Genomic DNA, 24,401 nt, shown 5'->3' on the forward strand with positions numbered 1-24,401 from the left:
ATCCTTGTCTTATGTCCCCTCTTCCCGGCGCCTCGACCGCCACCGGCGTCCCGATCACCGATCGCCCGATCACCCATCTCGCGACCGTGCGCAGCTTCACCCCGCGCCGGGGCCGGGTCACCCTGGCCCAACGCGACGCGCTGGATCGGCTGTGGGAGCGGTGGGGCTTCGACGTCGCGGACCGGCGGCTCGACCTCGGCGAGTTGTTCGGGGACGACCGCCCGGTGGTGCTGGAGATCGGCTTCGGCATGGGCGAGGCGACGGCGGCGATGGCCGAGGCCGATCCGGGCACCAACGTGCTCGCCATCGACGTGCACACCCCGGGTCAGGGCAGCCTGCTGCACGACGCCGAGCGCCGCGGGCTGACGAACATACGGGTGGCCAACGGCGACGCGATCGAATTGCTTCGGGACATGTTGCCGCCGGCCTGCCTCGCGGGCATCCGGGTCTTCTTCTCCGACCCGTGGCCCAAGACCCGACACCACAAGCGCCGGCTGATTCAGCCCGCCTTCGCCGCGCTGGCCGCGTCCCGCCTGGCGCCGGGCGGAATCCTGCACTGCGCGACCGACTGGGCGCACTACGCGGAATGGATGCTCGAAGTGCTCCGCGCCGAGCCCGAACTGGTCAACACCGCGGACGGCTACGCGCCCCGCCCGAGTTGGCGGCCGGTCACCCGCTTCGAACAGCAGGGACTGGACAAGGGCCACGAGGTGGCGGATCTGCTCTTCCGGCGCCGCTGAGCCGGGCAGCCGACCCGAGGAAGGGGCACCGCGCCACCGCGCGGCGTTATCGTCACCCCAATGGACGCATCGCAAGGACCCGACTCGCCGGCCGGTCCCGTCCCTCCGGACCGGGCCGCGTACGAGTTCGCCCTGTACCGGCCCGGGCCGGTCGAGAAGTCGCGGCTGCGCACCCTCGCGGCGAACCAGACCGCGCGAATAACCGTACTGGGCACCGCGCTGCTCGCCTGCGCGGTCACCGTCGCGGTCATGCTCGGCGACACCATCGGCGTCCAGGGGCTGCTCGTCGGGGCGTTGATGGCGCTGGTGCCCGCGCCGCTGGTGGTGAGCGCGATCGTGTGGCTGGGCCGGGTCCGGCCGTTGCCGTGGAAGAGCCTGCTCTTCGCGTTCGCGTGGGGTTCTTGTGCCGGTGCGCTGGTGGCGCTGCTCGCGAACAGTTGGTCCTTCGACAAGCTGATGGACCTCAAGGGTGAAGAGGACGCCGAGCTGCTCGGGCTGACCATCGTGGCGCCCGTGGTGGAGGAGTGCGTCAAGGGACTCGCGGTCCTGCTCCTGTTCCTGACCATCCGGCGCCGGCTCCGCGGCGTCCTGGACGGCCTGATTCCGGCGGCGATCAGCGCCGCGGGCTTCGCGTTCACCGAGAACGTCCTGTACTTCGGCCGGGAGTTCGCCGCGAGCGAGGACAGCGGCGACGGTCTGGGCACCACGTGGGGCACCTTCATCGCGCGCGGCATCATGTCGCCGTTCGCCCATCCGCTGTTCACCTCGATGATCGGGCTGGGCTTCGGCCTCTCGCTGGCGGCCCGCTCCCGACCGGCGCGGATCCTGCTTCCGCTCGGCGGCTACGTGTGCGCGGTCGGCCTGCACGCGGCCTGGAACGGCTCGGCCACCCAGGGACTGGCCTTCCTCGGGGTGTACTTCCTGGTCATGATGCCGATCCTGGGCGGGCTGGTCTGGTACGTGGTGATCGTGCGGCGCGACCAGTTGCGCGCGGTCGAGGACGAGTTGCCGGGCTATGTCGCGGCGGGTTGGTTCCGCCCGCACGAGCCGCTGCTGCTGTCCTCGATGGCCGACCGCTCGCGGGCGCTGCGCACCGCGAAGGCCATGCTCGGCCCGACCGGGGCGGCGCGACTGCGCGCGTATCAGGCGGACGCCACGCTGCTCGCCGAGCTGCGCCGGCGCGCCGGCCGCTCGCGCAAGGGACCGGCCCCGGAGTACCCGGAACAGGAGCGCGAGCTGCTGGATCGGGTGTGGGCGGCGAAGCCGATCCTGGGACGGGTGATCGACCACACGATGCCGTCGCCGAGGTGGCGCTACATCAAGCCGCCGCCCGGGTGGGCGCCGGGCATGCCGCCGTTCGGCCCGCCGGGCGCGGCGCCGTACGGGGCCGCGCCGTACGGGGCGCCGACCGGCTGGGGGCCACCGCCGGGCACCGGCCCGTTCGCCCCGCCGCCCGGGTGGCTGCCGCCGGCTCGACATCCGGCCGCGCACCCCGCGTGGGGGCCCGTGCCGGTGTACGGCGCGCCCGTGCCGTGGCAGCCGCCCGGGCACACGGCCGGCGGCCCGTGGAGCGAGCCGCCCGCGCAGGCCGGGCCCCTGGGCCCACCCGCGTGGTACGCCCGCCCCGGCGACACCCCGCAACCACCGCCGCCCGAGGCGGCGCCCACGGAACCCCGCGAGTCGTAGCCGTAGCCGGCCCGGCCCGACCCGCGTGCGACCATGGCCGGGTGCATATCTCGACCACCTACGTCCCGACCGAGGCCGATATCGCGGAGGGCGTGCTCGCCTTTCGACGCGGCCTCTTCCGGGGTCTGTTCGGGGCCGGGGCGGTGCTCTCGGTGCTGGGCGTCGTCCTGGTGACGAAGGCACTGCTGACCGGTACGACCGTGTTGTGGCCGCTCGCGTTCGTCGGTTTCGGCCTGGCCATGCTCGCGCTGCGGTTCTGGGCGCCGATCCAGGCCGCCCGGCAGAACAGGCACATGCACGGCGTGCCGTGCGAGGTCACGCTGACCGACGAGGAGTTCGTGACCACGCTCGGCGGCAGCCGCAGCGCGACCCCGTGGGACACCTTCCGCAAAGTGCGCCGGGTGGATACCCAGTGGATCTTCGAGTTCGGCCCCACCCAGGCGATGACCATTCCCGACCGGGTCTTTTCGGACACCGAAAACCTCGAACTGGAGACGTTTATCCACAGCCGGAGCCGGGCAGCGCGCTGATCTTCCACAAGGAAGATCCACATCCTGTGGAAAACCTGTGGGCAACTGCTTTCGGCGTGGCTCACTGCTCGAAATGGTGAGAATCAATGCCGATTCGACCTGATCGGGCGCGTTTACCCCTTTGACCACACGCCATATGCCGTGGCCGTTCGGTATTTCCCGTATTCACCACAAAGGCGACCCCACACGGGGTCGCCTTCGGGTGTTGGGTGTCGCCCGCCTCCACCACGGGCGGTGTGGATGGACGGGTGATCAGTGGGTGGGCACCGGCCCACCCACGACCGACGCGACCGACGCGGCCGTCCCGGCCGGCGCGTGCGACTCCGACTCCACCTTCGCCTGCGCCTGCGTCTCGGCGGCGACCGGCACCCCGCGCAGCAGCGCGGTGGCCACGATCGCGGCCAGCGCGAGCAGGACCGCGCCGCCCAGGGTGGCGTACTGCATGCCGTGCGTGAAGGCGTCCCGCGCGGTGTCCAGGAGTTGGTCGCCGGCCCGACCCGAGATGCGCCCGGCGGTCGCGCTCGCCGCCGCCAGCGTGTCGTTCGCGGCGTCCGCCGCGTCGGCCGGCACCCCGTCGAGGGTCGTGTTCCGCATGTCCCGCCCGTACACCGCGTCCGCGATGCTGCCCAGGATCGCGATGCCCAGCGCCCCGCCCAGTTCGCTGCCGGTCTCCGAAGTGGCCCCCGCCGCCCCGGCCCGCTCCGGCGGCGCGGCGGTCAGGATCATCTCGGCGGTCAGCGTGGTGGCGATCAGCACCCCGGCGGCGACCAGACCCGCGCCGACCAGCACCAGCACCAGCGGCGAGTCCGGTCGGGCCGAACTCATCACCAGGAAGCCGGCCACCGCGAGCAGCAGCCCCGCGCCGATCAGGAAGCCGGGCCGCACCCGCTTGGCCAGGATGCCGGACACGGTGAGCGCGACCATGATCCCGGGCATCACCGTCAGCGACCACAGCGCCGCCTCCAACGGCCGCATGCCGAGCACGAGTTGCATGTACTGCGTGTTGAACAGCGCGGAGCCCAGCATCGCGATGCTCGCGATCACGTTGACCGCGATCGAGGCGCTGTAGGCCCGATCGCGGAACAGTTCGAGGTCGAGCAGCGGGTCGGCGATGGTGCGCTGGCGGCGGACGAAGAGGTAACCCACGACCAGGCCGACCACGATGACGACCAGGTAGCGCGGCGCGAAGCCCTCGGCCGCGATCTCCTTGATCCCGTAGATCACGCCGAGCACCGCGACCAGCGAGAGCCCGGCGCTGATCAGGTCCAGCCGACCGGCGGCGGCGTCCTTGAACTCCGGGAGCAGAGACGGACCGACCGCGAGCAGCAGCACCATCGCGGGCACGTTGAGCAGGAACGCCGAACCCCACCAGAAGTGGTCCAGCAGCAGACCGCCGGCCACCGGGCCCAGCGTGGCGCCCGCAGTCAGCGCGGCGGTCCACACTGCGATCGCGGTCCGCCGCTGGGCCGGGTCGTGGAACATGTTGCGGATCAGCGCCAGGGTCGAGGGCATCAGCGTGGCACCGGCCACCCCGAGCAGCGCCCGGGCGGCGATCAGCGTCTCGGCGCTGTTCGCGAAGGCCGCGGCCACCGAGCCGGCCCCGAAGGCCGCCGCGCCGATCAGCAACAACCGGCGCCGACCGATCCGGTCGCCGAGCGCGCCCATCGTGATCAGCAGGCCCGCGAGCAGGAAACCGTAGATGTCCATCATCCAGAGCTGCTGCGGGGCGCTGGGCTCCAGATCCTCGCTGATGAACGGAAGCGCGAAGTACAGCACGCCCATGTCCATCGACACGAGCAGGAGCGGGAGGAGCAGGACCGTCAGTGCGATCCATTCCTTGCGGCCGGCCTTGGCTGTGGTGGAGGTCATGACAGGAACTGTACGAGCGTATAAGACACATGTCTAGGACGGATGTATAAAAAGTTTGGCGCGGGGTTCCCGGGTTCCCACTCGTGGTGCAACGGGTAGTCGGGAGCGGTGCCGCAGGGCCGAACGCCCGGCATCGATCCCACCCCCCCGAGCCAAGGACGGCGAGATGAGTGACGAGCGCATTCCCGTGAACGAGATCCCCGATGGCGACCGGCCGCGGATGGACCTGCGCAGTGGCGCCGAAACGCCCGTCGACCCCGAGGACCTGGTACTCGCGGAGGGCAAGGATCTGACCGAGAAGAACATCGAGGAGGCCCGCCGCCGACTGGCCGAACTGGGCCCGGCCGCGGTCGAGCGCATCGTCCCCTGACCTCGGAGACCCGGCGGGGCGCGGCACCGATCCCGGTGCCGCGCCCCGGCTGTGCCCGGTCCGACAAAGCCCGGTCGGGCCGCCCGCCGGGCCGGCGTCAGCGGTCGGTGCGCCGCCGGGGACGCATCTCGACCGGTCGGACCCGGTAGACACCGCGGTCCCGGTCCTGTTGTTCCTCGGCCACCTGGAGCGCGATCAGGATCTCCAGCGCGCTCCAGGCCATGCCGAGCATGCCCAGGCCGACGAAGAGCATCGCCCACACCCAGAACCAGGTGTGCGCCCAGACGCCGAGCAGGGCGACCATCGCCGCGACGATGGTCAGCGCCAGGAGCACACCGGTGCGCGCCGCCGCGTTTCTCGCGCCATCCGGAAGCCTGTCGCGCGCCATGGCCGACCTTCCCGCCGCCGAGTAGGCAGTCTGCCGCCGAGTAACCGGTTGCTCCTCGCCTGCCCCGTCATGCGTGGACGGAACCCGATCCGCCCGACTCGTCCGAGGAACGATGGAACTCCCGCCACGTCTCCCAGATGGCCGGCACCGTGCCCGAGCCGAACGAGCGTTCCGGCCAGTTCGCCGGCGGCAGCCCCGCGGGGTTCGCGCCGACATTCGCGCCGTACCACAGGTCGTGCCGACGGCGGGCGAAGTACCACACGCCGTCCCGCCGTTCGTACACGTCGCGGTACAGGATCGCCTGGTGCAACCAGCGCGGTCCCTCCTGGATCTCGGCCTTGCAGTACACGTGTCCGGTCGCGTGGTCCGCGTCCAGCAGGTCGATCACGTGCGTGCCGACATTGAGGATGGTCACCCCCAACGGAGCCAGTTGGGCCGCGAACGAGGCACGCAACGCGGCGCGTCCGTACTCCTCCCGGCTCACCCGCACGTCGGGCACGAACAGCCCGCACAACGCGTCCAGGTCCCGGCTGTCCAGGGCCAGCGCGTAGCGCGCGGCGAGTTGACGGATCTGTTCATGGGCCAGCAGCCGTTGTACGTCGTCCATGAACCGACACCCTGTCAGGCTCCGGTGCGAACGATCTCCTGCGGGTTGTACACGACCTCCACATACGACCAGCGGCGTCCGCCCGCGTAGTGCAACACCACGTTGACGTCCAGCCCGCCAAAGGGTCCCTCGGCGCGCAGCACCGTCGAGACCCGGTTGCCGTCGATGATGCGCAGCCGGACCCGGTAGCGGCTGAACGGCGAACGCCGAACGCCGTCCCGGATGTACGCGCTCAACGCGTGCCGGCCCTCGACGAAGCCGACCACGTGGTCGCGCACCCGCACCTCGTCGGTGAACACCGCCGCCAGCGGCGCCCATTCGCCGCCCGCCGAGGCCGAGGCCAGACGCGCCGCGAAGTCGCCGAAGGCCCGCCGGATCTCCTCGCGCGGAATCGGCACCGACAGTGGTTCCGGCGCCCAGCCCACGATGCCGCGCAGTTCCGCGCCGTCGTGCCCGGCCGCCGGGCCGCCCGCCCCCCGCCAGCGCGCGATCATCGCGTCCACGCCGTCGCCGTTGCGGAATTCGCCCACCGTCTCGAAGCGATCACCGGCGCCCAGGCGCCGCACGATCTCGGTGCCGGGCACGGTGTATCGCACGGTGCCCCCGGTGGGGTCCGGCAGGTTGAGCCAGACGTAGCGACAGGTCAGATCGCCGTCGATCATCGTCCATTCGGTGAATCGGCGCACCCAGGCGCCCACATCGCCGTCGACCGGTTCGTTCCGCGCGAGTGCCGCCGCCTCGTCCCGGGTGCCGCCCATCGTGCCTCCCCGCATCGGTCCCGGCGGGGTCGGACGCCCGGAGAATTCCGGGCGCTGCCTGCCGCCTCCGGTGCGCGTGATCCTGCCCGCGCCCCGTCGGGAAGTCCAGCCCCCACCCGATCGGAGGAACGGAACCGTCGCCGGCTGGTATACGTATTACCGATCGCAACAAGCCGGCCGGGCTCGATGCGAGCACGATACGAAGTGGAAGCGGAGGGGACGCGAGTGATCCGGTACAGGGTCCGGGTGGACTTCTACCAGGACGTCCCACCGGACCGTCCCCCGACGGGGTACGTGGGCTCGTTGCTCTCGGGCGACTTCGCCGGACCGGCCCTGCCGCGCGGCGGCGACTCGATCTCGGCGATCCCGCTTGGCGGTGCGCACATAGGGCCGTGGACCGGCGGTCCGTACATGATGGTCCACCGGGTGGAGCACCACCCGGTTCCGGTGGACGGCGAGGGCCACATAGTCCAGTGGTGGGAGCAGTATCCCCAGCCCTCGGTACACGTGGTCGTCAACGCCGAGTGGCCGGACACCGAGGAGTCCGAGCACGAGTTGATGAACCTGTACGAGGAGCAGAGCTGGAGTTCGTTCCCGGCCGGACCGGAGAACCCGTTCCTGCCGGTCACCGCGGCGGCCGACTTCTAGCCTCGACCTCCGCGGCGTCTTGGTTGCGTTGGGCGTGGCGGGTTACGCAGCAGGTTTCTTGTAGCCCGTCAGGCTCACCGACGCCAGGATCTTGTTCAGGTCCGTGTCGTACTCGCGGGACAGCCCCGCCGTGGAGAACGAGATCATCGACTGCGGCAGCCACCACACCTGGGGCTGGAACGAGTCGCCGCCCTTGCAGGTCACGGTGAACGACGCGTACTCGAACGTCAGGCTGTTCTTGCCCGGTTCGACGAACTTCTTCCCATCGCTGCGGCTGGTCGGCGGCGCCGTGTCGGCGGTCTTGGGGATGCAGGTCGGCTTCGCCCCCAGGGTCCAGCCCGCCTGATCCTTGAAGTCGACCTTGCGCTCGCCGGACTTGCCGACCCAGATCCGCAGGCCGGCGCGCTCGCACGTGGTGCGCTGCGCGGCCGGCGTCGCGCTCGGCAGTACACACACCTCGGTGTCGCTGACCTGCTTGAGCTCCCACGTGGCCGGCACGGCGAACTTCATCCCCTTGATGTCCTGGGTGAAGCCGCCCGCCTTGCCGGTGAGTTTGGGGGCCTCGGCGGTCGGACTCTTCTTCGTCTCCGGCTTCTTGGGGTCCTCGTCCTTGCCGCGCAGCGCGAACACCGCGCCGGCCCCGATCGCCAGGACCGCGATGACGCTGCCGCCCAGGACGAACAGGCGCCGCCGGCCGGAGCCGCCCTGCCGGGCCGCGGCCCGACCGGTGGGCGGCGTGCCGTGGGCGCCGTGGGCGGTGGGCGCCTGATGGACATTCGCCGGGTGGCCCTGCCCGGCGGTGCCGTATTGCCCGGAAGGGGCTCCGTACTGGCCCGAGGGCGCACCGTGCTGACCGGACGGCGGGCCGTACTGGCCGGAGGGCGGACCGTACTGGCCGGAAGCGGCGCCGTGTTGGCCCGAGGGGGCGCCGTACTGGCCGGAGGGCGCCCCGTATTGCCCGGAGGGCTGCGGCGGGACGCCGTGCGCGCCCGAGGTCGGGGTGTCCCGGTAGAGCGGCGGTTGCGTCGGGGACGCGCCGTACGGGTCGTGCGAGGGCCGGCCGGGCCCGGCCGGCGGCGGTGGCACCGCGGGCGCGCCGAACGCGGCGGTGCCACCCGAGCGCGCGGGACCGCGCGGCGGCTCGTACACCCGCGGCTGCACGGGCGGCGGCGTCTGCGGCGGCGGGCTCTGCTGAACCTGCCAGGGGCCGCCGGTCGCGGGCGTGGTCCACAACTGCCCGATCAACGACGTGGCATCGGCCACCGGGTCGAGCGAGGGCGCCGCGGCGTTGCCGAGCGCGCCGCGCCACACGTGGGTGACCGAGGCCAGCAACTCACGGGCGTGCGGGCGGTAGTGCGGTTCCTTGTCGGAAGCCCGCTTGACGATCAGGCGCAGTACGTCCGGCACGCCGGACAGGTCGGCCTCCTCCTGGAGCACGCGCAGCGCGACCACTTCGGGTGCGCCGGTGCCGAACGGAATGACTCCGGTGGCGGCGTAGGTGATCAGCATGGCCCAGGCGTACACGTCGGCGGCGGGCGTGCTGTCGTGGCCCTTGAAGCGCTCCGGGCTCATCCACGCGGGCGAGCCGATCATCATGCCGGTGCGGGTCAGCCCGCTGTCCTCCATGGACCGGGCGATGCCCAGGTCGAGCACCCGCGGCCCGGCGGGCGAACAGATGATGTTCTGCGGCTTGAGGTCGCGGTGGATCACGTCCGCGTCGTGCAACGCGACCAGTGCCTCGGCGAGTCCGGCCGCCAGGCCCAGCAACTCGTCGCCGTGCATCGGGCCGCCCTGGTTGACCCGCACGTCCAGGGTCGGCCCCGGCACGTACTCGGTCGCGAACCACGGTGTCTCGGCGTCGACATCGGCGTCCAGCACCGGCGTCGTACAGGTGCCCTTGATCGCGCGCAGCAGGTTGACCTCGCGGGTGAACCGGGCCCGGAATTCGGGATCGTCCGCGTACTGCGCGTGCACCACCTTGACCGCGACCCGGCGTTCGTAGTCGTCCAGGCCCGCGTACACCGCGCCCATTCCGCCCGCGCCGAGTCTGCCGGTGATCCGGAACGGTCCGATGTGCTGCGGATCACCCGGACGCAACGAACGTATCTCGGCGCCGCCATCGGCCGTCATGGACGTGCCTCCCGTGTTGGTTCGCCGGCCCGCCGCTGCGGCCGTACCGGGATGGAATCCTCTCATCCGGTCTTGTGACCTCCCCAGGGCACCGGCTGGTTCCCCGTTCGGGCGAAAAGGCTCGCCTTACCCGAGGGGGTGCGTGATAGGCCAGCGGTTGCGCCGGGTGTGGCAACGCCTCGGCGTGGGACGACGGTTCGCGGATCGGCCGGTACGACCTTCGGGACGCACCGGCCCGGACCGCCGTCGTCCGGCAGCGTTTCGAGGTAATGCCGCATCGCTCCGCTTCCACGACCGAAGGGCCGAACGTGAAGATCGTCGTCGACTTCGACAAGTGCAAGAGCAACGCACTCTGCATGGCCGAGGCACCCGAGGTGTTCGAGGTCCGGGATGACAACTTCCTCTACATCCTGAACGAAAACCCCGGGCGGGAGTTGCGGTCGCAGGTGGAGGAGGCGGCCCGGGTCTGTCCGACCCGAGCCATCTCGATCCAGGAGTGACGCGGTGCCGGGTCGGGGCGGGGCGTCAGCCCTCCCCGGGCCGGTTCACGTCCTCGGGCCGGGCCCCGGCGGTTCGACTCGACTGCCACCGGTCGCGGGCGCCGCGGGCGCCCTGGGCCATCATCCCGGACGCGCCGCGCGCCCCTTGGACCATCGCCGCGGACGCGTTGCGGGTGGCCGACCAACCCCGGGCGAGCAGCCGGACGTTCACCACGACGGTGCCGGCGGTCCGGTCGTGCCAGGTGCGTCGACGCGGCCCGAGCACGGCCAGCGGGTCCAGGAAGCCGATCAGGGTCAGCAGCGCGAACAGGCCCGCCGTGCCCCATTGGCGCAGCGCGACCTCGTACCAGGTGAGCAACAGCGCGGCCCACGGCACCACCACGGCCACCAGGGTGCGCCGGGCCGCCCGCCATCCGCCGACCGGCACCCGGCCGCCGACCGCCTGCGCCGACGTGCCGACCGGTACCACCTTCGCGCCGACCATGATCTTGCCCAACGTGCGGCCGAACCGCGCGTGCATGAACCAGTCGTAGAGGGCGGGCACCAGAAGGTGCGCGAGGATCAGCAGGAGCAGCAGCGTCTTGGTGGTGCCCCACAGGCCGTCCACCGCCTCCAGCGGCGCGCGTTGGGCCTCGCCGGCTCGACCGAACACGACGTCCAGGAACGCGGTACGGACCACCTTGGTGGGCAGATCCGCGGCCTTGGTCTGGAGGTAGTGGTAGGCCAGGAACCACAGCGGCAGCACGAGTGCGGTGGTGAGCAGGTAGTCCGCGGTGCGGGCGATCAGGCGCATGGTGCGGGACGCGAGCGGGAGTCGGTCGGCGTCGGCCGGCATCGAGGTCGGGAACGGCGGCGGCGTGCCGGGCGGCGGGTGGCCCGGGGCGAACGGCTGCACTGTGAGCGGCTGTCCCTGACCCGGGATCAGGGACGGTGCGGCCGCGGGCGGTTGGTGCCAGGACAGGTGTGGATCACCGTCGACGGATGGTTGTTCCCCGTACGGCGACCCTGGCCCGCGTGGGGGCTGGGGGATCGTCATGAGCGGGACGTTATCGCGTAGATCGTCCCTTCCGTCGGGTCGGCGGACGAATTCGGGACCTGTTTTTCGGTGATGCGATCAGCTCTTGAGCTCGCCCAGGGTCACCTCCACGGTGGTTTTGTCGCCGTCGCCGGCGCGGATCAGGCTCACCTTGACCTTGTCGCCGGGCTGCTTGCCGCCCAGCGCCTCGGACAGGGCCGCGACGTCCGGGACTTCCTGGTCGTCGATCGCGGTGATCACGTCGCCCGGGGCGATGCCCGCGGCCTTGGCGGCGCCGCCGTCCTGGACGGAGACCACGCCGACGCCGGCGGGCCGGCCGTTCGGCCCGGCCACGGTGCGCACCGTCACGCCGAGCGCGGCCTTGCCCGAGTTGTCCACCTTGCCGTTCTTGATGATCTGGTCGGTGATCGACTTGACCGTGTTGGCGGGGATGGCGAAGCCGATGCCGGGGGCCGCCCCGTTGTTCTCCGGGTCGGTCGCGGCCAGAGTGGGGATGCCGATCACCCGGCTGTCCAGGTCGACGAGCGCGCCGCCGCTGTTGCCCGGGTTGATCGCGGCCGAGGTCTGGATCGCGCTGGAGATGGTCGCGCCCGGCGAGTCGGCGGCCTGCGGCTCGCTGACGGTGCGGCCGATCGCCGAGACGATGCCCTCGGTGACGCTGGAATCCAGACCCAGCGGATTGCCCATGGCCATGGTGATCTGGCCGACCTGGAGCTTGCTGGAATCGCCGAACCGGGCGGGCTTGAGGTCGTTGGGCGGGTTGTCCAGGCGGATCACCGCGAGGTCGTCCGGGGCGAAGGCGGCGACGAGCTTGGCGGTGACCGGCTTGCTCGCGTTCGGGAGGGTGACCTCGAAGCTGGTGGCCTGACCGACGACGTGCGCGTTCGTGACGATGTTGCCCTTGTCGTCGTAGACGACCCCGGAGCCCAGACCGGTCGTCGTGGTGATCTGCACGACCGAGGGCAACACGTTGCGCACCACCTGCTGGTACTGCGCCTGGAGGTCGTTCGCGGGTCCGTTGCTCGGCGCGGTCGAGCCGGACGCGGCGGTGCCACTGCTCGCACTCGAACCCTTCTTCGAATCGTCGTCGTCGCTGCACGCGCTCAGCCCGCCGCCCAGCACGATCGCGATGGCCGTCAGCGCGCCCGTGGCCCGTCGCCGCGTCGTCCTGCCCACGATGTCTCCCTCGGGTACGGCGGCTGCCGCCTTGCCGCCGGCGACGGCTCGGTTGCCGATAGCGGGGCGGGTCCCCCGGCCATTCTTCGTACTAACCCCGGGATCGGACTTTTCACCGTCCCGCCGAGGTCATGCCCCTTTCGCCATGTGCTTGTTCGTGTCAAGTTGGCCCCTCACGTCGTCCCCGCGAGCACGGAACGACGCCGCAGCGCCGGAGAGGGTGGGCACGCACATGCTGACGCTTCAGGAGATCTCGGACCGGATGGAGATCCAGGACCTGATGGTCCGGTACTCGCACGCCGTGGACACCGGCGACTGGGACGCGCTGGACACGGTCTTCACCGCCGACGCGCACATCGACTACTCGGCGATGGGCGGCTCCAAGGGCGGCCTGAAGGAGACCAAGGAGTTCCTGGCCTCGGTGATGCCGGGCTTCGGCGCCTACCAACACCTGATATCGAACTCGTCGATCACGGTCGACGGGGACACCGCCACGGGCCGCACCATGTGTCACAACCCGATGGTCTTCAAGGGCGAGGACGACCAGACGCCGGGCCCGGTGATGTTCTGCGGCCTGTGGTACCTCGACACCTTCACGCGGGTGGCCGGCGAGTGGCGGATCGCCTCCCGCAGCGAGGAGAAGTCCTACATGTACGTCGCGCCGACGGCGTAGCGGGCCGGGGTAGCTTCGGAGCATGATCCGCGAAGCCACCGCAGCAGACACCCCCGCCATCCACACCCTGGTCCGCGAACTCGCCGACTACGAGAAGCTGCTGCACGAGGTCAAGGCCACCGAGGCCCAGTTGCACACGGCCCTGTTCGGCCCGAACCCGGCCGCCTTCGCCCTGATCGCCGAGGACGACACCACCGGCGAGGCGGTCGGCTTCGCCCTGTGGTTCCTCAGCTTCTCCACGTGGGAGGGCGTACACGGCATCTACCTCGAAGACCTGTACGTCCGCCCCGGGGCCAGAGGCGCCGGTCACGGCAAAGCCCTCCTCCGCCACCTCGCCACGATCTGCGAAACCCGCGACTACGCCCGCCTCCAATGGGCGGTCCTCGACTGGAACACCCCCAGCATCGCCTTCTACGACTCCCTCGGCGCCACCCCCGAACGCGAATGGATCGGCTACCGCCTCACCGGCCCCGCCTTGACCCGCTTGGCCCAAAGCTGAGCCACCCCTCTCGCGAAAGAGCCCGTGCCACGACGCCGGGACCTGCCGTCTCCGCGCGCTACCCACGTGCCGCCGTTTATGCAACAACGCGGGTAGCCCTTGCCTCGCTCGGCGCCGCCTCCTAGCGTCGCCACAAGTAGTGGAGCGATCACGGAAGGCACACCATGAAGCTCTCGCGCGTTGCGGGCGGGGATCCCGATTGCCGCTCGAACGACTGCCCGACTGTCTTCACCACCGAGCGGGACGGCACGATCGCCATCCAAGGCTTCCTCGTCGATCACAAGACGCCCGAGGGCGAAGCGATCGTCTCGGTCCCGGAAAACATTCTTCGGGAGGCCGCGCGTGCACTTGGCTGGTGAGCATTGGACCTCCTTCTTCGACTCGTTCGAACGCGAGGCATTCAGACTGGAGACGCTGTCCGCGTACACCTTGGTCGGCGAAGAGCACGAGTACGCCGAATTCATGGCCACCGGCCGACTGGTTCTCCCCGACGACGACCCGTGGCTGACGCAACTAGCTCGCTACCGGGACAGCGGACGCAGGGTCGGACGAGTCCATGTCGTCACACCACCCCTGTCCGATTACCTGCGATACGAGTTTGCCGCATATCGATACAACGTTGCGGCCGGTGAAGACGTCCGGATTCTTGACACGACCCGTGCGCAGAACGTTCCGCCGATGCCTTCGGATTTCTGGATGTTGGACGATTCGAAAGTCGTCGAGATGCGATACGACGAACACGGGGCGCAGGTGGCTCGCGTCCTTCTCGAATCTCCGGATCTCGCCTGGTACCGCCGAAGCAAGGAGTCGGCGATCGCCCTTTCCATCCCCCTCGCGGAATATCTCGCGGATTGAGATTCGACCCGCAACAGGCGGGCCGGGACCGACTGCAACTGGCATCCGCCCTGCGCGCCCTTCGAAGTGCGACCGGGCTCTCCGGCGAGCGCTTGGCGCTGCGATGTGGGATGTCGCAGAGCAAGATCTCGCGGATCGAAACCGGACGCACTCTGCCCTCCATCCTCGACGTACGGCACATCCTGGAAGCCCTCGGCGTGGACGCCGAGACCGCCGACGAGATCCGCTGCCTGGCAGAGGTGGCGAACACCGAGTACGAAGATGTCCGCGCCACGGTCCGCCGCGGCCTGCACTATCGCCAGCGCGAACTCGCCGCACTCGATGCCGGCGCCGATCACATCCGGCACTTCCTCCCCGCGATGCTCTCCGGCCTGCTCCAGACACCGGAATACATGCGGCAGGCCATGTCGCCCGTCGTCGATCCCGCAACCGGTGATCCGGCCCGTGCGATCGCCGCCAAGCTCGAACGCCAGTCGGTCCTTTACGGCCGGGGGAAACGCTTCGACTTTCTCCTGACGGAGTCGGCGGCTCGTTGGCCGCTGTGCTCCGCATCGACAATGGCGCTCCAGTTGGATCACCTGATCGCCCTGTCACATCTCCCCCAGGTCCATCTGCACATCCTGCCGCTCCGCCGACAAGTGGCCGACGTGCCGTTCAATACGTTCGTCATTTATGGCGACCACCTCGTGACGGTGGAACTGTTCAGCGGCCGACTCGTCTTTCGGGATCCGAAGGAAATCACCTACCACCGACGATTGTTCGAATACTTTGTCGAGCACGCGCTGTCCGGCGAGGAAGCTCGCACCGAGATCAGGGGGTGGTCCGAGATATTTCGGGCGCAATCCATGCAGGAACGCGACCGAAAATGGACACCGCAGAATGCAATCGGGTATTCCTGGAGACAACTTCGAACCTATCGAGGAGGTTTTCCATGGGACAGCACCGAGACCCCGCGACCGACGACGGGCACAAGCCCGAAAAGCCCGTTCCGCCGCCGACTCCGCCGGACGAGCCGGCGAATCCCGGCACGCCGAAGGGGCGGTGAGACGGATGTCGGTCGAGGCGAGGGCCCTGTGGCGGGCCCGGGTCGATTTGCTGTGGCGGGTCGAGGTGGCCGTCGGGGTGCTGCCCCAGGTGTGGCGGGAGGCGTTCCTGGGGGTGCCGAGGCACGTTTTCCTCCCGGACGTGGTGTGGCTGCGCCGCCCCGACGGCGACCGGCACGAGCGCTGCGAGCGGGTGTCGGAGCCGGAGCGCTGGTGGACGGCCGCGTACGCGGACACTCCGGTGGTGGTGCAGGTGTGCAACGGCGACGCGCCCCGGCCCGGCGGGCCCGAGTGGCCGTCGTCCGCGGCCTCGCAACCCTCGATCGTGGCGGCCACGCTGGTTGCGCTGGACGTGGCCGACGGACACCGCGTGCTGGAGATCGGTACCGGGACGGGATGGAACGCCGGACTGCTCGCCCACCGGGTGGGCGACGACCGCCTCGTGACGATCGAAGTGCACGCCGATCTCGCCCGAATCGCCCGCAGCCGGTTGGCGGCCCTGGACCGGCACCCCACCGTCGTGTGGGGAGACGGCGCCGAGGGCTGGGCGACCGGCGCGCCCTACGACCGCATCGTGTGCACCGCCGCCGTGACCCACCTCCCGCCCGCCTGGATTCGGCAGTGCCGGCCAGGAGCCGTCATCGTCACCCCCTGGGCAAGCGCGTGGACCGCCAACGGCACCCTGGTGGCCGAAGTCGACGATCGAGGCCGCGCGCACGGCCGCTTCCGTACCGGCGGCGCCTTCATGCACCTGCGCGGACACCGCTCCCGCAGCACCGACATCGGCCGAGTCGTCTCCCCGGAGCACGCCGCCACACCGAGCACCACCACGCTGTCCCCCTGGGCCGTGGCCGGCGGCGACCCCGTCGCCGAGTTCGCGATCGGCCTGAGCGCGCCCGGCGTCTGGCACCACTGGGACGGCGACGTCGACGGCGTACACACCCGCCTGTGGCTGGGCGACGAGGCCGGCACGTCGTGGGCGAGCATCGACCACGACGGACACCGACGCACCGACTTCGCCGTCCGCCAACACGGCCCACGCCACCTGTGGAACGAGATCGAGGCGGCGTGGTCCCGCTGGTGCGCCGCGGGCCGCCCCGGCATCGAAGCCTTCGGCTGGACGGTGTCCGCAGATGGCGAACAGCACGCGCGAGTACCCGAATCCACCGCCCCGCGCCCGACCGGTCGCGGTGGCGAAGCGGCCTCCTGGTCCCTGTGAACGGGCCGGTACCGCCTCGCCTTTCGCTTCCGAAGCAAGATCGCGGCGAGCACGCGGCAGACGGAGACAACCGCCCGATCCCCCACGAAGGCGCACGGTCCCCGGGGGTCACGAAGCCGGCGAGGCCACCTCGTTTCGCGGCTCTTCGAGTGCCGGGCGGGCGATCGGCCGCACCGTGGCGGCGGCGGCCATCAGCGCCGGCAACCCGGCCACCGCGAAGACCAACGGCAGCGGGGCCCGGTCGATCAACAGGCCGCCGGCCGCCGTGCCACCCGAGGCGCCCGCGTTGAGGGCGGTGTTGACCCAGGCGCCGACCCTGGTCCGGGTGTTCGCCGCGGCGCAGGCGTCGGCCAGCAGGTAGGCCGTGGTGATCGCCGGCGCCACGAACAGGCCGGTGACCGCGACGGTCGCGGCCAGGACGTAGAGGTTCGGGGACAGGCCGGCCGCGCCCAGGGACAGGCCGAGCCCGAGCGCGAGCAGCGGCAGGCGGCGGTCGATCGCGATCCGCCAGGGCACCGCGCCGTACGCCAGGCCGCCGACCGCGCTGCCGATCGAGAGCGCGGCCAGGATCCAGGCCACCGCCGCCGCGTGCCCCCGCGCGTCGGCGAACGCGACCGCGAGCAGGTCGATCGCACCCAGACACAGCCCGACCCCGGCGGCGACGACCACCGCACGCCACAACCCGGTTCGGACCGGCGCGGGATGATCCCCGGCTCCCTCCCCGTCGACTCGTCCGGCCCGCGCCGTCGACCGGCCCACCGCCGGCGACGTCACCAGCGCGAGCGTCCCGACCGTGATCAGCCCGGCGCTGACCGCCACCCCCGCCGCCGCGGGCGCCAGCCCCACCAACACGCCCACCAGCAACGGCCCGAACGCGAACAGGATCTCCTCGGCCACCCCGTCCAGGCTGTAGGCCCGCTGCAACAACCGCGGATCGGGCGCCAGTTCGCTCCACAACACCCGCATCACCGGTCCGACCGGCGGGGTACAGGCCCCGGCCGCCGCGACCGTGACCCCCAACCACACCCCGGAGACCCCCGGCCGCCAGGTCAGCACCGCGATCACCACCAGCAGCGTCGCGTACACCGCGACCAGCGGCGGCAACACCCGCCGCGGCCCGTACCGGTCGACCAACGCGGCCCGCATCGGCGACAGGAACACACTGGTCGCCCCGAACGACGCCATGATCGTGCCCGCCACCGCGTACGACCCGGTGCCGGCCTTGACCGCCAACAACAACGACAACGCGATCATCCCGTAGGACAGTCGCCCCACCAGCGCGGCCCCGAACGCCCGTCGGGCACCGGGGATCCGCAACACGGCGGCATAGGAGGGAGCCGGCGCACGACGCGCGTCGGCAGGAACGCAAGAGGGCTTGGCAGCCACGATGTCGGGAGTTCCTCCGCGAAGTCGGCACGACGAGAGCCGCGCCGAAGGGCCTGCGTGGACGCCGAAGGCGACCGACCCCGTCAGGGCCCGGTCGCGGCGGTCCTACGCACACAGGAGGAACATGCCCGCCAACCTACCAAGCGCGCCCCGGCCCCGGCCGGCCCGTTTTCGGCCTGCCGCACCGACATCGGCGCCCCCTCGCGGACCTACTTCTTCGGGGCCGCGGTCAATCCGGTGCACGGCCGCAAGGTGTCCCGGCGGTCCAGGATGCGCTTGGCCTCGGCGCCGGTCACCGGCATCGGCACGCCGCGCTTGTCGATCGAGGCCGGGGTGAACTTCTCGTCGACGACCTTGCCGTCCTTGATGGTCAGCGTCGCCACGCCGGTGTCGTTCGAGTTCGGGTACGGAGACGTGCCGTACCAGAGGAAGTTGCCGTAGCCGTAGCCCACATAGGTGTCGCCCAGCCAACCGGCGCCCTGCATCACGTGCGCGTGGGTGCCCAGGATCGCCGCCGCGCCCGCGTCCGCGAGCTTGCGGGTCACGCTCTTCTGGTCCGCGCTCGGGCACTTGTCGCCCTCGATGCCCCAGTGCATGTAGACGATCACCACGTCGGCCTGCTTCTTCGCCTCCCGCACGGCCTGCACCAGCCGGTCGGTCTGCAACGCGGTGGCTATCCCGGGCTTGTTCGGCCCGGCCTGATAGAGCTGGTTGGTGATGTCCTGCACCTGACTCGCGGCCAGGAACGCGACCTTGACGCCCTTGGCCTCCCGAATCACCGGGCGGTACGCCTGCGCCGCGTCCTTGCCGATGCCCACCACGCCGATCGGCGGGTCCTGGATCGCGGCGATCGAGTCCTCCAGGCCGACCTTGCCGTAGTCCACGGCGTGGTTGTTGGCCATGCTGACCGTGTCTATCCCGACCGCCTTCAGCTCGGTCAGCGCCTTCGCCGGGGCCCGGAAGTGGTACGTCTTGTTCTCCGGCGTGCCGCGCTCGGTGATCGCACTCTCCAGATTGACCATCGCCAGATCGGCGGCCGAGAGCGTCTTGCCGATCGGGCCCAGCGCACCCTCGGCGCCCGCGTTCAGGCGGGGCACGGTGCGTTCGAAGAAGTGCACGTCACCCGCGAACGCGACGGAGATCGCGGTGCCCGGTACGGCCGGAGCCGACGGCGCCGCGGACCCGGTGCCCGGCGCCCCCGAGGAGCCGCCCGTACCGACCACCGGATTCGCGTCCGCGGCGTTCTCGGTCTTGCCCGGCGAGTCGTCGGAGTCGGACAGCAGCCCGCAGGAGGCGAGACCGGCGATCAGCAGCGGAGCGAGGCCGAGCGCGACGGACCGGCGGCGGGGTATATGCACGCGGACAAGGTAGCCCAGCGACGTACGCGCCCGTACGTACGACCGAGCGTGACGTGAATTACCTCACCCGCGTGCAACGAATCAGCCGTTCAGGGCCTCATAGACCCGGTCGCACAGCTCGGGATGCATGTCGAAGTAGCCCTCTTCGTCCACCTCGAAGGCCCCGGTCCGGAAGCTCTCGGTGACCGTGCGCAACATCAGCGGGATCGACGCGTACACCATCGGCTCGTCCGCGCCCTGCACGTAGCTCGCCACCTGCACGTCCTCGCCGTCCCAGACCGCCGCGTAGAAGTCGGCGGCCGGCGACACGAGCAGCGGCAGCCACTGCACCCCTTCCGGTTGGTCCATCTCGACCTCGTCCCGGAACTCCAGCGCCTCGGCCAGGCTGACCAGGACGTAGCCCGGTATGAACGATGCCTCGTCCACCAGTTGGTCCGGCTCCTCGCGGGTGCCGTCCGCCCAGCCGAACCAGGAGACCAGCTCGGCGGGCACCTCGGCACCCACCCGGGTCCGCACCGCCTCGGCCGGCAGGCCCGGTTCCAGCAGGCGCACGACGGGGCGATCGAGGCCGACCAGCTCCGCCCGCACGGCGTCCAGACCTTCGTGAACGGCGTCCATGCCACGTCCCTCGCGTTGTTCGTTGTGCGTCGAATGATCCGTCTCGAATGAGAGGTCGAGTCGAAGGGATCAAGCGTGACAGACGCCGAACCGATCGGCGCACGGTGCCTGGTTTGTGCGCGCGGTGGGTAGCCGCCGAACGGGCGACCACACGCGAGGACCGTCGCGGTCGCCCACGAACCGGTTCCGAACACCTGCGAGGGAGCGATCGTGGACGCGTGGTTCGATCCGATCATGTCCTTCACGGGTTCCCCGTGGGCCTACCCGATCGTCTTCCTCACCGCGCTGCTGGACGCGATGTTGCCGATCCTGCCGAGTGAGAGCGCGCTGATCGCGTGCGGCGTGTTCGCCACCGTCACCGGCTTCTCGCCCAATCTTTTCCTGCTGATCCTGGCCGGCGCGCTCGGCGCGTTCCTCGGCGACAACATCACCTACGCGATCGGCCACCGGGCCGAACCGTTCGCGAATCGGCACATGCTCAAGGGCGAGCGCGGCCGACGGGCCCGGGACCGGGCGGAACGCTGGTTGACCGAACGCGGCGGCGTGATGATCGTGGTCGGCCGGTACATCCCCGGCGGCCGCACCGCGGTCTCGCTGGTGGCGGGCATGGTCGGGTATCCGCCCGCCCGGTTTCGGGCGTTCACCGCGTTCGCGGGCCTGACCTGGGCGATCTACGGCGTGCTGCTGGGTTTCTGGGGCGGGACGGCGTTCAAGGACAGCCCGATCAAGGGCGTCGGCGCGGGCCTGGCCACCGCCGCACTGATCACCGTGCTGGTCGAGGTCGTCCGGCGGATCCTCGCCGCCCGCAATCGACACAGGCGGCGCGGCGCCGAGCGGGGCGAGAGTCCGGACGGCCGATCGCACGAGGAGATCGAACCACGCGCCGGATGAGGGCTCGCGGCGGATTCGCCGGCCCTTTCCGAAACGAGGATTCGATCCGAAAAAGCGCGAGGCCACCGGGATTTCCCCGATGGCCTCGGACCTGTTCGATGTGCGCTCGGATTACGCCGAGGGGTACGGGAGCGGCAGCACCGCGCTCGTCGGGAGCACCTCGACCTTGAGGTCGGGGTCCGGGCCCGCGCCCTGGAAACGACCGAACTTCGGCACCGCGGTACGGCGGTACTTGGTGGTCGAGTGCTCCGGGTCCTTGTCGAACTCCGGGATGACCTGGTTGCCGAAGAGCTCGATCATCTCGAGGTTCTCTTCGTGCGTCATGCCGTCGTTGATACCGAAGACGAGCTGGTCACAGCCCACCTCCTGGTACGCCTTGACCTGCTCGCACACCTCGTCGGGGGTGCCGACGAGCATGAAGCCGCCCTCGATGAGCTGGTCGAGCAGCTCGTCGCCGCCCATCGAGAGGTCGAAGGTGGGCGACGGCCAGGTGATCGCGTCCGCCGACTTCGGCATGGTGTCGTGGTACAGGTTCACCAGGGTGACCAGGTAGCCGCGGCCCTTGCTGAGCGCGATCTCGCGAGCGCGCTTGCGGTCGGACAGACAGATGACGGCGTTCGTCATCATCACGTTGTTGTTCTGGTAGTCGCCGATGATCTCGACCGGGTTCTCGGCGGCTTCCTTGTAGGCCTCGATGCGGCCCTTGAGGTTGTAGACCGGTTCGAAGTTGAACGCGATCGCGCCGATGCCCATCGAGCCGGCCTTGCCGAAGGTGGCCGGGTTGCCGCAGGCGACCCAGATCGGCGGGTGCGACTCGCCGTACGGCTTCGGGTGGATGTCGTGCGGGGTCGGCACCGTGAAGTGGTCGCCCTCGAACGTGTAGTCCGTCTGCGCCCACATCCGGGGGATCTCGCGAACGACCTCGTCCCACTCGGTCTTCGTCGAGTTCTTGTCCATGATGTTGAACGAGGCCATCTCGTGGCTGCCCGCGCCGCGGCCGGTGCCCCACTCGAAGCGGCCCTCGGTGATGTGGTCCATCATCGCGGCGCGCTCGGCGTAGCGGACCGGGTGCTCCTTGCGCGGCGACAGGCTGTTGATGCCGGTCGCCAGGTGGATGCGCTCGGTCTTGCCCGCGACGTAGCCGATGACGACCTCGGGAGCCGACATGTGGCTGTACTCGACCAGACCGTGGTGCTCGCCGAACCAGGCGTACTTCCAGTTGTGCTTGTCGGCCTTGATGGCCAATTCCATCTCGCGCATGAGCACGAGGTGCTCGCTCGCGCGATCGTGAGCGGCCGGACCGGGGGTGTACCCGTTCAGGAAGATGCCGAACTCCACGTGGAGCCTCCCAAAATCGCCTGGTTCAACCAGCGCTGCATACGCCTGTATGAGGTCTGCGTACGGGACAGTATGCGAGCGTCGGCCGGAACTTTGTTTACACGTGGCTAACGTCACGTCAGATGCCAGGCGCCGCCCGGGACATCGAGCTGACGCATAGTCAGATCCTCTCGCGCCCAAGACGGAAGATCCAGGGGAACGGCCTTTTGTGGCCCGCGACACCCCTGATCCCACCCGACGGAAGCGGCCCGGAAACGCGTGGGAAAACACCGGTCGGCCCGAAATCGAAGGGTGATCGACAATCACCGACGCCGATTACCCGAGATCTTGCGACACGGGAAAATGCGGCACGGTCAGCCCGCCTTCGTCCGCGCCAGCAACAACGTCACGTCGTCCCGATGACCGGTCAGGTCGGCGAGTCCGAACAACCGCTCCGCGGTCGCCTCCAGATCCAGGCCCCGGCTGCGCTCGAAGCGGTGCGCGAGCCGTTCCATGCCCCGGTCCAGCGCCAACTGCGGGCCCTCGACCAGGCCGTCGGTGACCAGGACCAGGGTCTCCCCGGGCGCCACGGCCAGCGTCGTGCACGGATAGCCCTGATCGGCCAGCATGCCCAGCGGCAGGCCGCCCTCGACGTCTTCGATCCGCGGCGTCCCGGCCGGATCGGCGAGCAGCAGCGGCGGATGCGCGGCCCGCGCGACCCGCAGGCTGCCGGTCGCCGGGTCCAGGTAGGCCAGCGTGCAGGTGGCGTGGGCGGGACCGGGGAACCGGTCCAGGAAGTCGTTGACCAGCGCGAGTGTGCGGCCGGGATCGGGAGTGACCACGGCGTACGCGTGCAGCAGGGTACGAATCCTGGCCATGATCGGCGCCGTGCCCGCGCCGTGGCCCTGGACGTCGCCGACCACCAGCGCGACCCGGCCGTCGTCCAGCGTGAAGACGTCGTACCAGTCGCCGCCCACGCCGAACTCGTCCTGCGCGGGTCGGTGCCGGACGGCCAGTTCGAGGCCGGCGACCGGCTCCGGGTGGGACGGCGTGACGCCCGCGCGAAACGCCTCGGCGAAGTCGCGGTACGGCGGCGGCGGAACCGGCTCGGCACCCAATGCGCGGGTGACCCGGCCGGCCACGTCCGGCGGCAGGCCGCCCGCCGCCGAGGCCGCCGCGGCGTCGGCGTACCAGTCGGTGCGGATCGCCATCAGCGTGTGCGCATCCTCCTGCCACGCGTCCGTGCTGACCGTCAGGCTGCCGTCCTCGCCCTGATACACCCGCCAGGCCGTCGCCGGGTCGTACCGGTGATCACGCGTCCCCGAAGAAACCACCAGCCGCCCGGGCCCCGCACCCACCGCACCCATCCACGACTCCGCCACACCAGGCCCAACGCCCAAACCCCCACAAGGCAACGGCCACTACGCCGAACACCCACCCACCACACCCCGAACCGCCGACTCCACCCCGCCCGACACCAAAAACCAGCACCCCAACCAAGCCCCGTCCACCAACCGCAACCCAACCCACCAGCCCACCCACCTCCAGCCCGTCCGGCGCTTGAGGACAAGCAGGCCGCAGACCGGCCAACCCCGACGGACCGACCCGACACCCCACCCACCCCAACCCGCCGGCCCACCTCCAGCCCGTCCGGCGCTTGAGGACAAGCAGGCCGCAGGCCGGCCAACCCCCGACGGGCCCGACCCAGCAACCCACCACAACCCGAACCGCCAAAGCAGCCACCTCCAGCCCGTCCGGCGCTTGAGGACAAACAGGCCGCAGACCGGCCAACCCCCGACGGGCCCGACCCAGCAACCCACCACAACCCGAACCGCCAAAGCAGCCACCTCCAGCCCGTCCGGCGCTTGAGGACAAGCGGGCCACAGGCCGGCCTCCCGACGGGCCCGACCCGGCAACTCACCCCAACCCAACCCGCGAACCCACCCAAACCCAGCCCGTCCGGCGCTTGAGGACAGGCAGGCCGGCCAACCCCCGACGGGCCCGCACGGCAACCCACCGCAACCCAACCCACCAACCCGAATCCAGCCCGTCCGGCGTTTGAGGACAAGCGCCGCAGGCCAGGCCATCCACTCGGCCCGTCCGG

The 24,401-nt window shown here is 70.6% G+C and carries 24 protein-coding genes and 1 pseudogene; 13 read left to right on the forward strand and 12 right to left on the reverse strand.

Translation table 11 applies throughout. From position 1 onward, the window contains the following. Positions 1-11: 11 nt before the first annotated feature. From trmB to ABZ374_RS17935, 3 genes are read left to right on the forward strand one after another with little or no spacing between them, the layout of a single operon-like run. Entirely contained in the window at positions 12-740 is a 729-nt protein-coding gene (gene trmB / locus ABZ374_RS17925) for a tRNA (guanosine(46)-N7)-methyltransferase TrmB (protein ID WP_360311981.1), read from the forward strand. Positions 741-800: 60 nt separating this feature from the next. After that, positions 801-2,426, forward strand: coding sequence for a PrsW family intramembrane metalloprotease (locus ABZ374_RS17930; RefSeq protein ID WP_360311983.1), 1,626 nt, complete (start codon positions 801-803; stop codon positions 2,424-2,426). Between the two features lie 41 nt (positions 2,427-2,467). Then, entirely contained in the window at positions 2,468-2,956 is a 489-nt protein-coding gene (locus ABZ374_RS17935) for a YcxB family protein (RefSeq protein ID WP_360311985.1), read from the forward strand. 252 nt (positions 2,957-3,208) lie between these two features. Here the strand turns inward: ABZ374_RS17935 and ABZ374_RS17940 are convergent, their stop codons facing one another. Continuing rightward, positions 3,209-4,825, reverse strand: coding sequence for an MFS transporter (locus ABZ374_RS17940; protein WP_360311987.1), 1,617 nt, complete (start codon positions 4,823-4,825; stop codon positions 3,209-3,211). 166 nt (positions 4,826-4,991) lie between these two features. Between ABZ374_RS17940 and ABZ374_RS17945 the strand changes: the two genes are divergently transcribed. After that, positions 4,992-5,195, forward strand: a complete 204-nt coding sequence (locus ABZ374_RS17945; RefSeq protein WP_360311989.1) for a hypothetical protein — start codon at positions 4,992-4,994, stop codon at positions 5,193-5,195. Between the two features lie 97 nt (positions 5,196-5,292). Here ABZ374_RS17945 and ABZ374_RS17950 read toward each other — a convergent pair whose 3' ends face one another. The 3 genes from ABZ374_RS17950 to ABZ374_RS17960 form a co-directional block, all read right to left on the reverse strand. Beyond that, complete coding sequence (locus tag ABZ374_RS17950) at positions 5,293-5,583, reverse strand: hypothetical protein (RefSeq protein ID WP_360311990.1); 291 nt, start codon at positions 5,581-5,583, stop codon at positions 5,293-5,295. Positions 5,584-5,650: 67 nt separating this feature from the next. Next, positions 5,651-6,190 (reverse strand): nuclear transport factor 2 family protein, encoded by a 540-nt coding sequence (locus ABZ374_RS17955; RefSeq protein ID WP_360311992.1) that lies wholly within the window; start codon positions 6,188-6,190, stop codon positions 5,651-5,653. A gap of 14 nt (positions 6,191-6,204) precedes the next feature. Further along, positions 6,205-6,948: a nuclear transport factor 2 family protein gene (locus tag ABZ374_RS17960; RefSeq protein ID WP_360311994.1), complete on the reverse strand. Its 744-nt coding sequence runs from the start codon at positions 6,946-6,948 to the stop codon at positions 6,205-6,207. Positions 6,949-7,173: 225 nt separating this feature from the next. Between ABZ374_RS17960 and ABZ374_RS17965 the strand changes: the two genes are divergently transcribed. Continuing rightward, the gene (locus ABZ374_RS17965; RefSeq protein WP_360311996.1) at positions 7,174-7,596 is read left to right on the forward strand and encodes a hypothetical protein; all 423 of its coding nucleotides are present in this window, start codon (positions 7,174-7,176) and stop codon (positions 7,594-7,596) included. A 42-nt stretch (positions 7,597-7,638) separates the two neighbouring features. On the opposite strand, the gene ABZ374_RS17970 is transcribed toward ABZ374_RS17965, so the two are convergent. After that, positions 7,639-9,726, reverse strand: coding sequence for a protein kinase (locus ABZ374_RS17970; RefSeq protein ID WP_360311998.1), 2,088 nt, complete (start codon positions 9,724-9,726; stop codon positions 7,639-7,641). A gap of 308 nt (positions 9,727-10,034) precedes the next feature. Between ABZ374_RS17970 and ABZ374_RS17975 the strand changes: the two genes are divergently transcribed. After that, positions 10,035-10,226 carry a ferredoxin gene (locus tag ABZ374_RS17975; protein ID WP_360312000.1) on the forward strand — a complete coding sequence of 64 codons (192 nt, stop codon included), beginning with the start codon at positions 10,035-10,037 and terminating at the stop codon, positions 10,224-10,226. Between the two features lie 25 nt (positions 10,227-10,251). Here ABZ374_RS17975 and ABZ374_RS17980 read toward each other — a convergent pair whose 3' ends face one another. After that, a complete protein-coding gene (locus ABZ374_RS17980; RefSeq protein WP_360312002.1) occupies positions 10,252-11,262 on the reverse strand; it encodes an RDD family protein in 1,011 nt (336 codons plus the stop codon). Positions 11,263-11,340: 78 nt separating this feature from the next. Continuing rightward, positions 11,341-12,438, reverse strand: coding sequence for a trypsin-like peptidase domain-containing protein (locus ABZ374_RS17985; protein ID WP_360312004.1), 1,098 nt, complete (start codon positions 12,436-12,438; stop codon positions 11,341-11,343). Between the two features lie 232 nt (positions 12,439-12,670). Here ABZ374_RS17985 and ABZ374_RS17990 point away from each other — a divergent pair, with 232 nt between their 5' ends. From ABZ374_RS17990 to ABZ374_RS18015, 6 genes and pseudogenes are all read left to right on the forward strand, one after another. Further along, entirely contained in the window at positions 12,671-13,111 is a 441-nt protein-coding gene (locus ABZ374_RS17990; protein ID WP_360312006.1) for a nuclear transport factor 2 family protein, read from the forward strand. Positions 13,112-13,133: 22 nt separating this feature from the next. Beyond that, on the forward strand, positions 13,134-13,610 hold the full coding sequence (locus tag ABZ374_RS17995; RefSeq protein WP_360312008.1) for a GNAT family N-acetyltransferase: 477 nt from the start codon (positions 13,134-13,136) through the stop codon (positions 13,608-13,610). A gap of 164 nt (positions 13,611-13,774) precedes the next feature. Further along, the gene (locus tag ABZ374_RS18000) at positions 13,775-13,969 is read left to right on the forward strand and encodes a hypothetical protein (protein WP_360312010.1); all 195 of its coding nucleotides are present in this window, start codon (positions 13,775-13,777) and stop codon (positions 13,967-13,969) included. Next, positions 13,953-14,465, forward strand: coding sequence for a DUF6879 family protein (locus ABZ374_RS18005; protein ID WP_360312012.1), 513 nt, complete (start codon positions 13,953-13,955; stop codon positions 14,463-14,465). The genes ABZ374_RS18000 and ABZ374_RS18005 overlap by 17 nt, the downstream gene beginning before the upstream one ends. Next, positions 14,462-15,220: pseudogene (locus ABZ374_RS18010) on the forward strand (helix-turn-helix transcriptional regulator); the annotation flags it as partial. The gene ABZ374_RS18005 and the pseudogene ABZ374_RS18010, both read left to right, overlap by 4 nt. A gap of 295 nt (positions 15,221-15,515) precedes the next feature. Further along, on the forward strand, positions 15,516-16,727 hold the full coding sequence (locus tag ABZ374_RS18015) for a methyltransferase domain-containing protein (protein ID WP_360312014.1): 1,212 nt from the start codon (positions 15,516-15,518) through the stop codon (positions 16,725-16,727). A 108-nt stretch (positions 16,728-16,835) separates the two neighbouring features. Here ABZ374_RS18015 and ABZ374_RS18020 read toward each other — a convergent pair whose 3' ends face one another. From ABZ374_RS18020 to ABZ374_RS18030, 3 genes are all read right to left on the reverse strand, one after another. Then, a complete protein-coding gene (locus ABZ374_RS18020; RefSeq protein ID WP_360312016.1) occupies positions 16,836-18,047 on the reverse strand; it encodes an MFS transporter in 1,212 nt (403 codons plus the stop codon). Positions 18,048-18,322: 275 nt separating this feature from the next. Next, complete coding sequence (locus ABZ374_RS18025; RefSeq protein ID WP_360312018.1) at positions 18,323-19,471, reverse strand: CapA family protein; 1,149 nt, start codon at positions 19,469-19,471, stop codon at positions 18,323-18,325. Positions 19,472-19,552: 81 nt separating this feature from the next. Further along, on the reverse strand, positions 19,553-20,089 hold the full coding sequence (locus ABZ374_RS18030; protein WP_360312020.1) for a hypothetical protein: 537 nt from the start codon (positions 20,087-20,089) through the stop codon (positions 19,553-19,555). A 210-nt stretch (positions 20,090-20,299) separates the two neighbouring features. Between ABZ374_RS18030 and ABZ374_RS18035 the strand changes: the two genes are divergently transcribed. Continuing rightward, the gene (locus ABZ374_RS18035) at positions 20,300-20,980 is read left to right on the forward strand and encodes a DedA family protein (RefSeq protein WP_360312022.1); all 681 of its coding nucleotides are present in this window, start codon (positions 20,300-20,302) and stop codon (positions 20,978-20,980) included. Positions 20,981-21,091: 111 nt separating this feature from the next. On the opposite strand, the gene ABZ374_RS18040 is transcribed toward ABZ374_RS18035, so the two are convergent. Both ABZ374_RS18040 and ABZ374_RS18045 read right to left on the reverse strand, forming a co-directional pair. Further along, entirely contained in the window at positions 21,092-22,318 is a 1,227-nt protein-coding gene (locus ABZ374_RS18040) for an LLM class flavin-dependent oxidoreductase (RefSeq protein ID WP_360312024.1), read from the reverse strand. Between the two features lie 353 nt (positions 22,319-22,671). Beyond that, complete coding sequence (locus tag ABZ374_RS18045) at positions 22,672-23,664, reverse strand: PP2C family protein-serine/threonine phosphatase (RefSeq protein WP_360312026.1); 993 nt, start codon at positions 23,662-23,664, stop codon at positions 22,672-22,674. Between the last annotated feature and the right edge of the window lie 737 nt (positions 23,665-24,401).

The sequence above is a fragment of the Embleya sp. NPDC005971 genome (assembly GCF_040629175.1).
GTDB lineage: Bacteria > Actinomycetota > Actinomycetes > Streptomycetales > Streptomycetaceae > Embleya.

Bases quoted from the DNA above. Each gene is read 5' to 3' on its own strand.
- trmB (WP_360311981.1), top strand. From the start codon at position 12: ATGTCCCCTCTTCCCGGCGCCTCGACCGCCACCGGCGTCCCGATCACC.
- ABZ374_RS17930 (WP_360311983.1), top strand. From the start codon at position 801: ATGGACGCATCGCAAGGACCCGACTCGCCGGCCGGTCCCGTCCCTCCG.
- ABZ374_RS17940 (WP_360311987.1), bottom strand. From the start codon at position 4,825: ATGACCTCCACCACAGCCAAGGCCGGCCGCAAGGAATGGATCGCACTG.
- ABZ374_RS17945 (WP_360311989.1), top strand. From the start codon at position 4,992: ATGAGTGACGAGCGCATTCCCGTGAACGAGATCCCCGATGGCGACCGG.
- ABZ374_RS17950 (WP_360311990.1), bottom strand. From the start codon at position 5,583: ATGGCGCGCGACAGGCTTCCGGATGGCGCGAGAAACGCGGCGGCGCGC.
- ABZ374_RS17955 (WP_360311992.1), bottom strand. From the start codon at position 6,190: ATGGACGACGTACAACGGCTGCTGGCCCATGAACAGATCCGTCAACTC.
- ABZ374_RS17960 (WP_360311994.1), bottom strand. From the start codon at position 6,948: ATGGGCGGCACCCGGGACGAGGCGGCGGCACTCGCGCGGAACGAACCG.
- ABZ374_RS17970 (WP_360311998.1), bottom strand. From the start codon at position 9,726: ATGACGGCCGATGGCGGCGCCGAGATACGTTCGTTGCGTCCGGGTGAT.
- ABZ374_RS17980 (WP_360312002.1), bottom strand. From the start codon at position 11,262: ATGACGATCCCCCAGCCCCCACGCGGGCCAGGGTCGCCGTACGGGGAA.
- ABZ374_RS17990 (WP_360312006.1), top strand. From the start codon at position 12,671: ATGCTGACGCTTCAGGAGATCTCGGACCGGATGGAGATCCAGGACCTG.
- ABZ374_RS17995 (WP_360312008.1), top strand. From the start codon at position 13,134: ATGATCCGCGAAGCCACCGCAGCAGACACCCCCGCCATCCACACCCTG.
- ABZ374_RS18000 (WP_360312010.1), top strand. From the start codon at position 13,775: ATGAAGCTCTCGCGCGTTGCGGGCGGGGATCCCGATTGCCGCTCGAAC.
- ABZ374_RS18015 (WP_360312014.1), top strand. From the start codon at position 15,516: ATGTCGGTCGAGGCGAGGGCCCTGTGGCGGGCCCGGGTCGATTTGCTG.
- ABZ374_RS18030 (WP_360312020.1), bottom strand. From the start codon at position 20,089: ATGGACGCCGTTCACGAAGGTCTGGACGCCGTGCGGGCGGAGCTGGTC.
- ABZ374_RS18045 (WP_360312026.1), bottom strand. From the start codon at position 23,664: ATGGGTGCGGTGGGTGCGGGGCCCGGGCGGCTGGTGGTTTCTTCGGGG.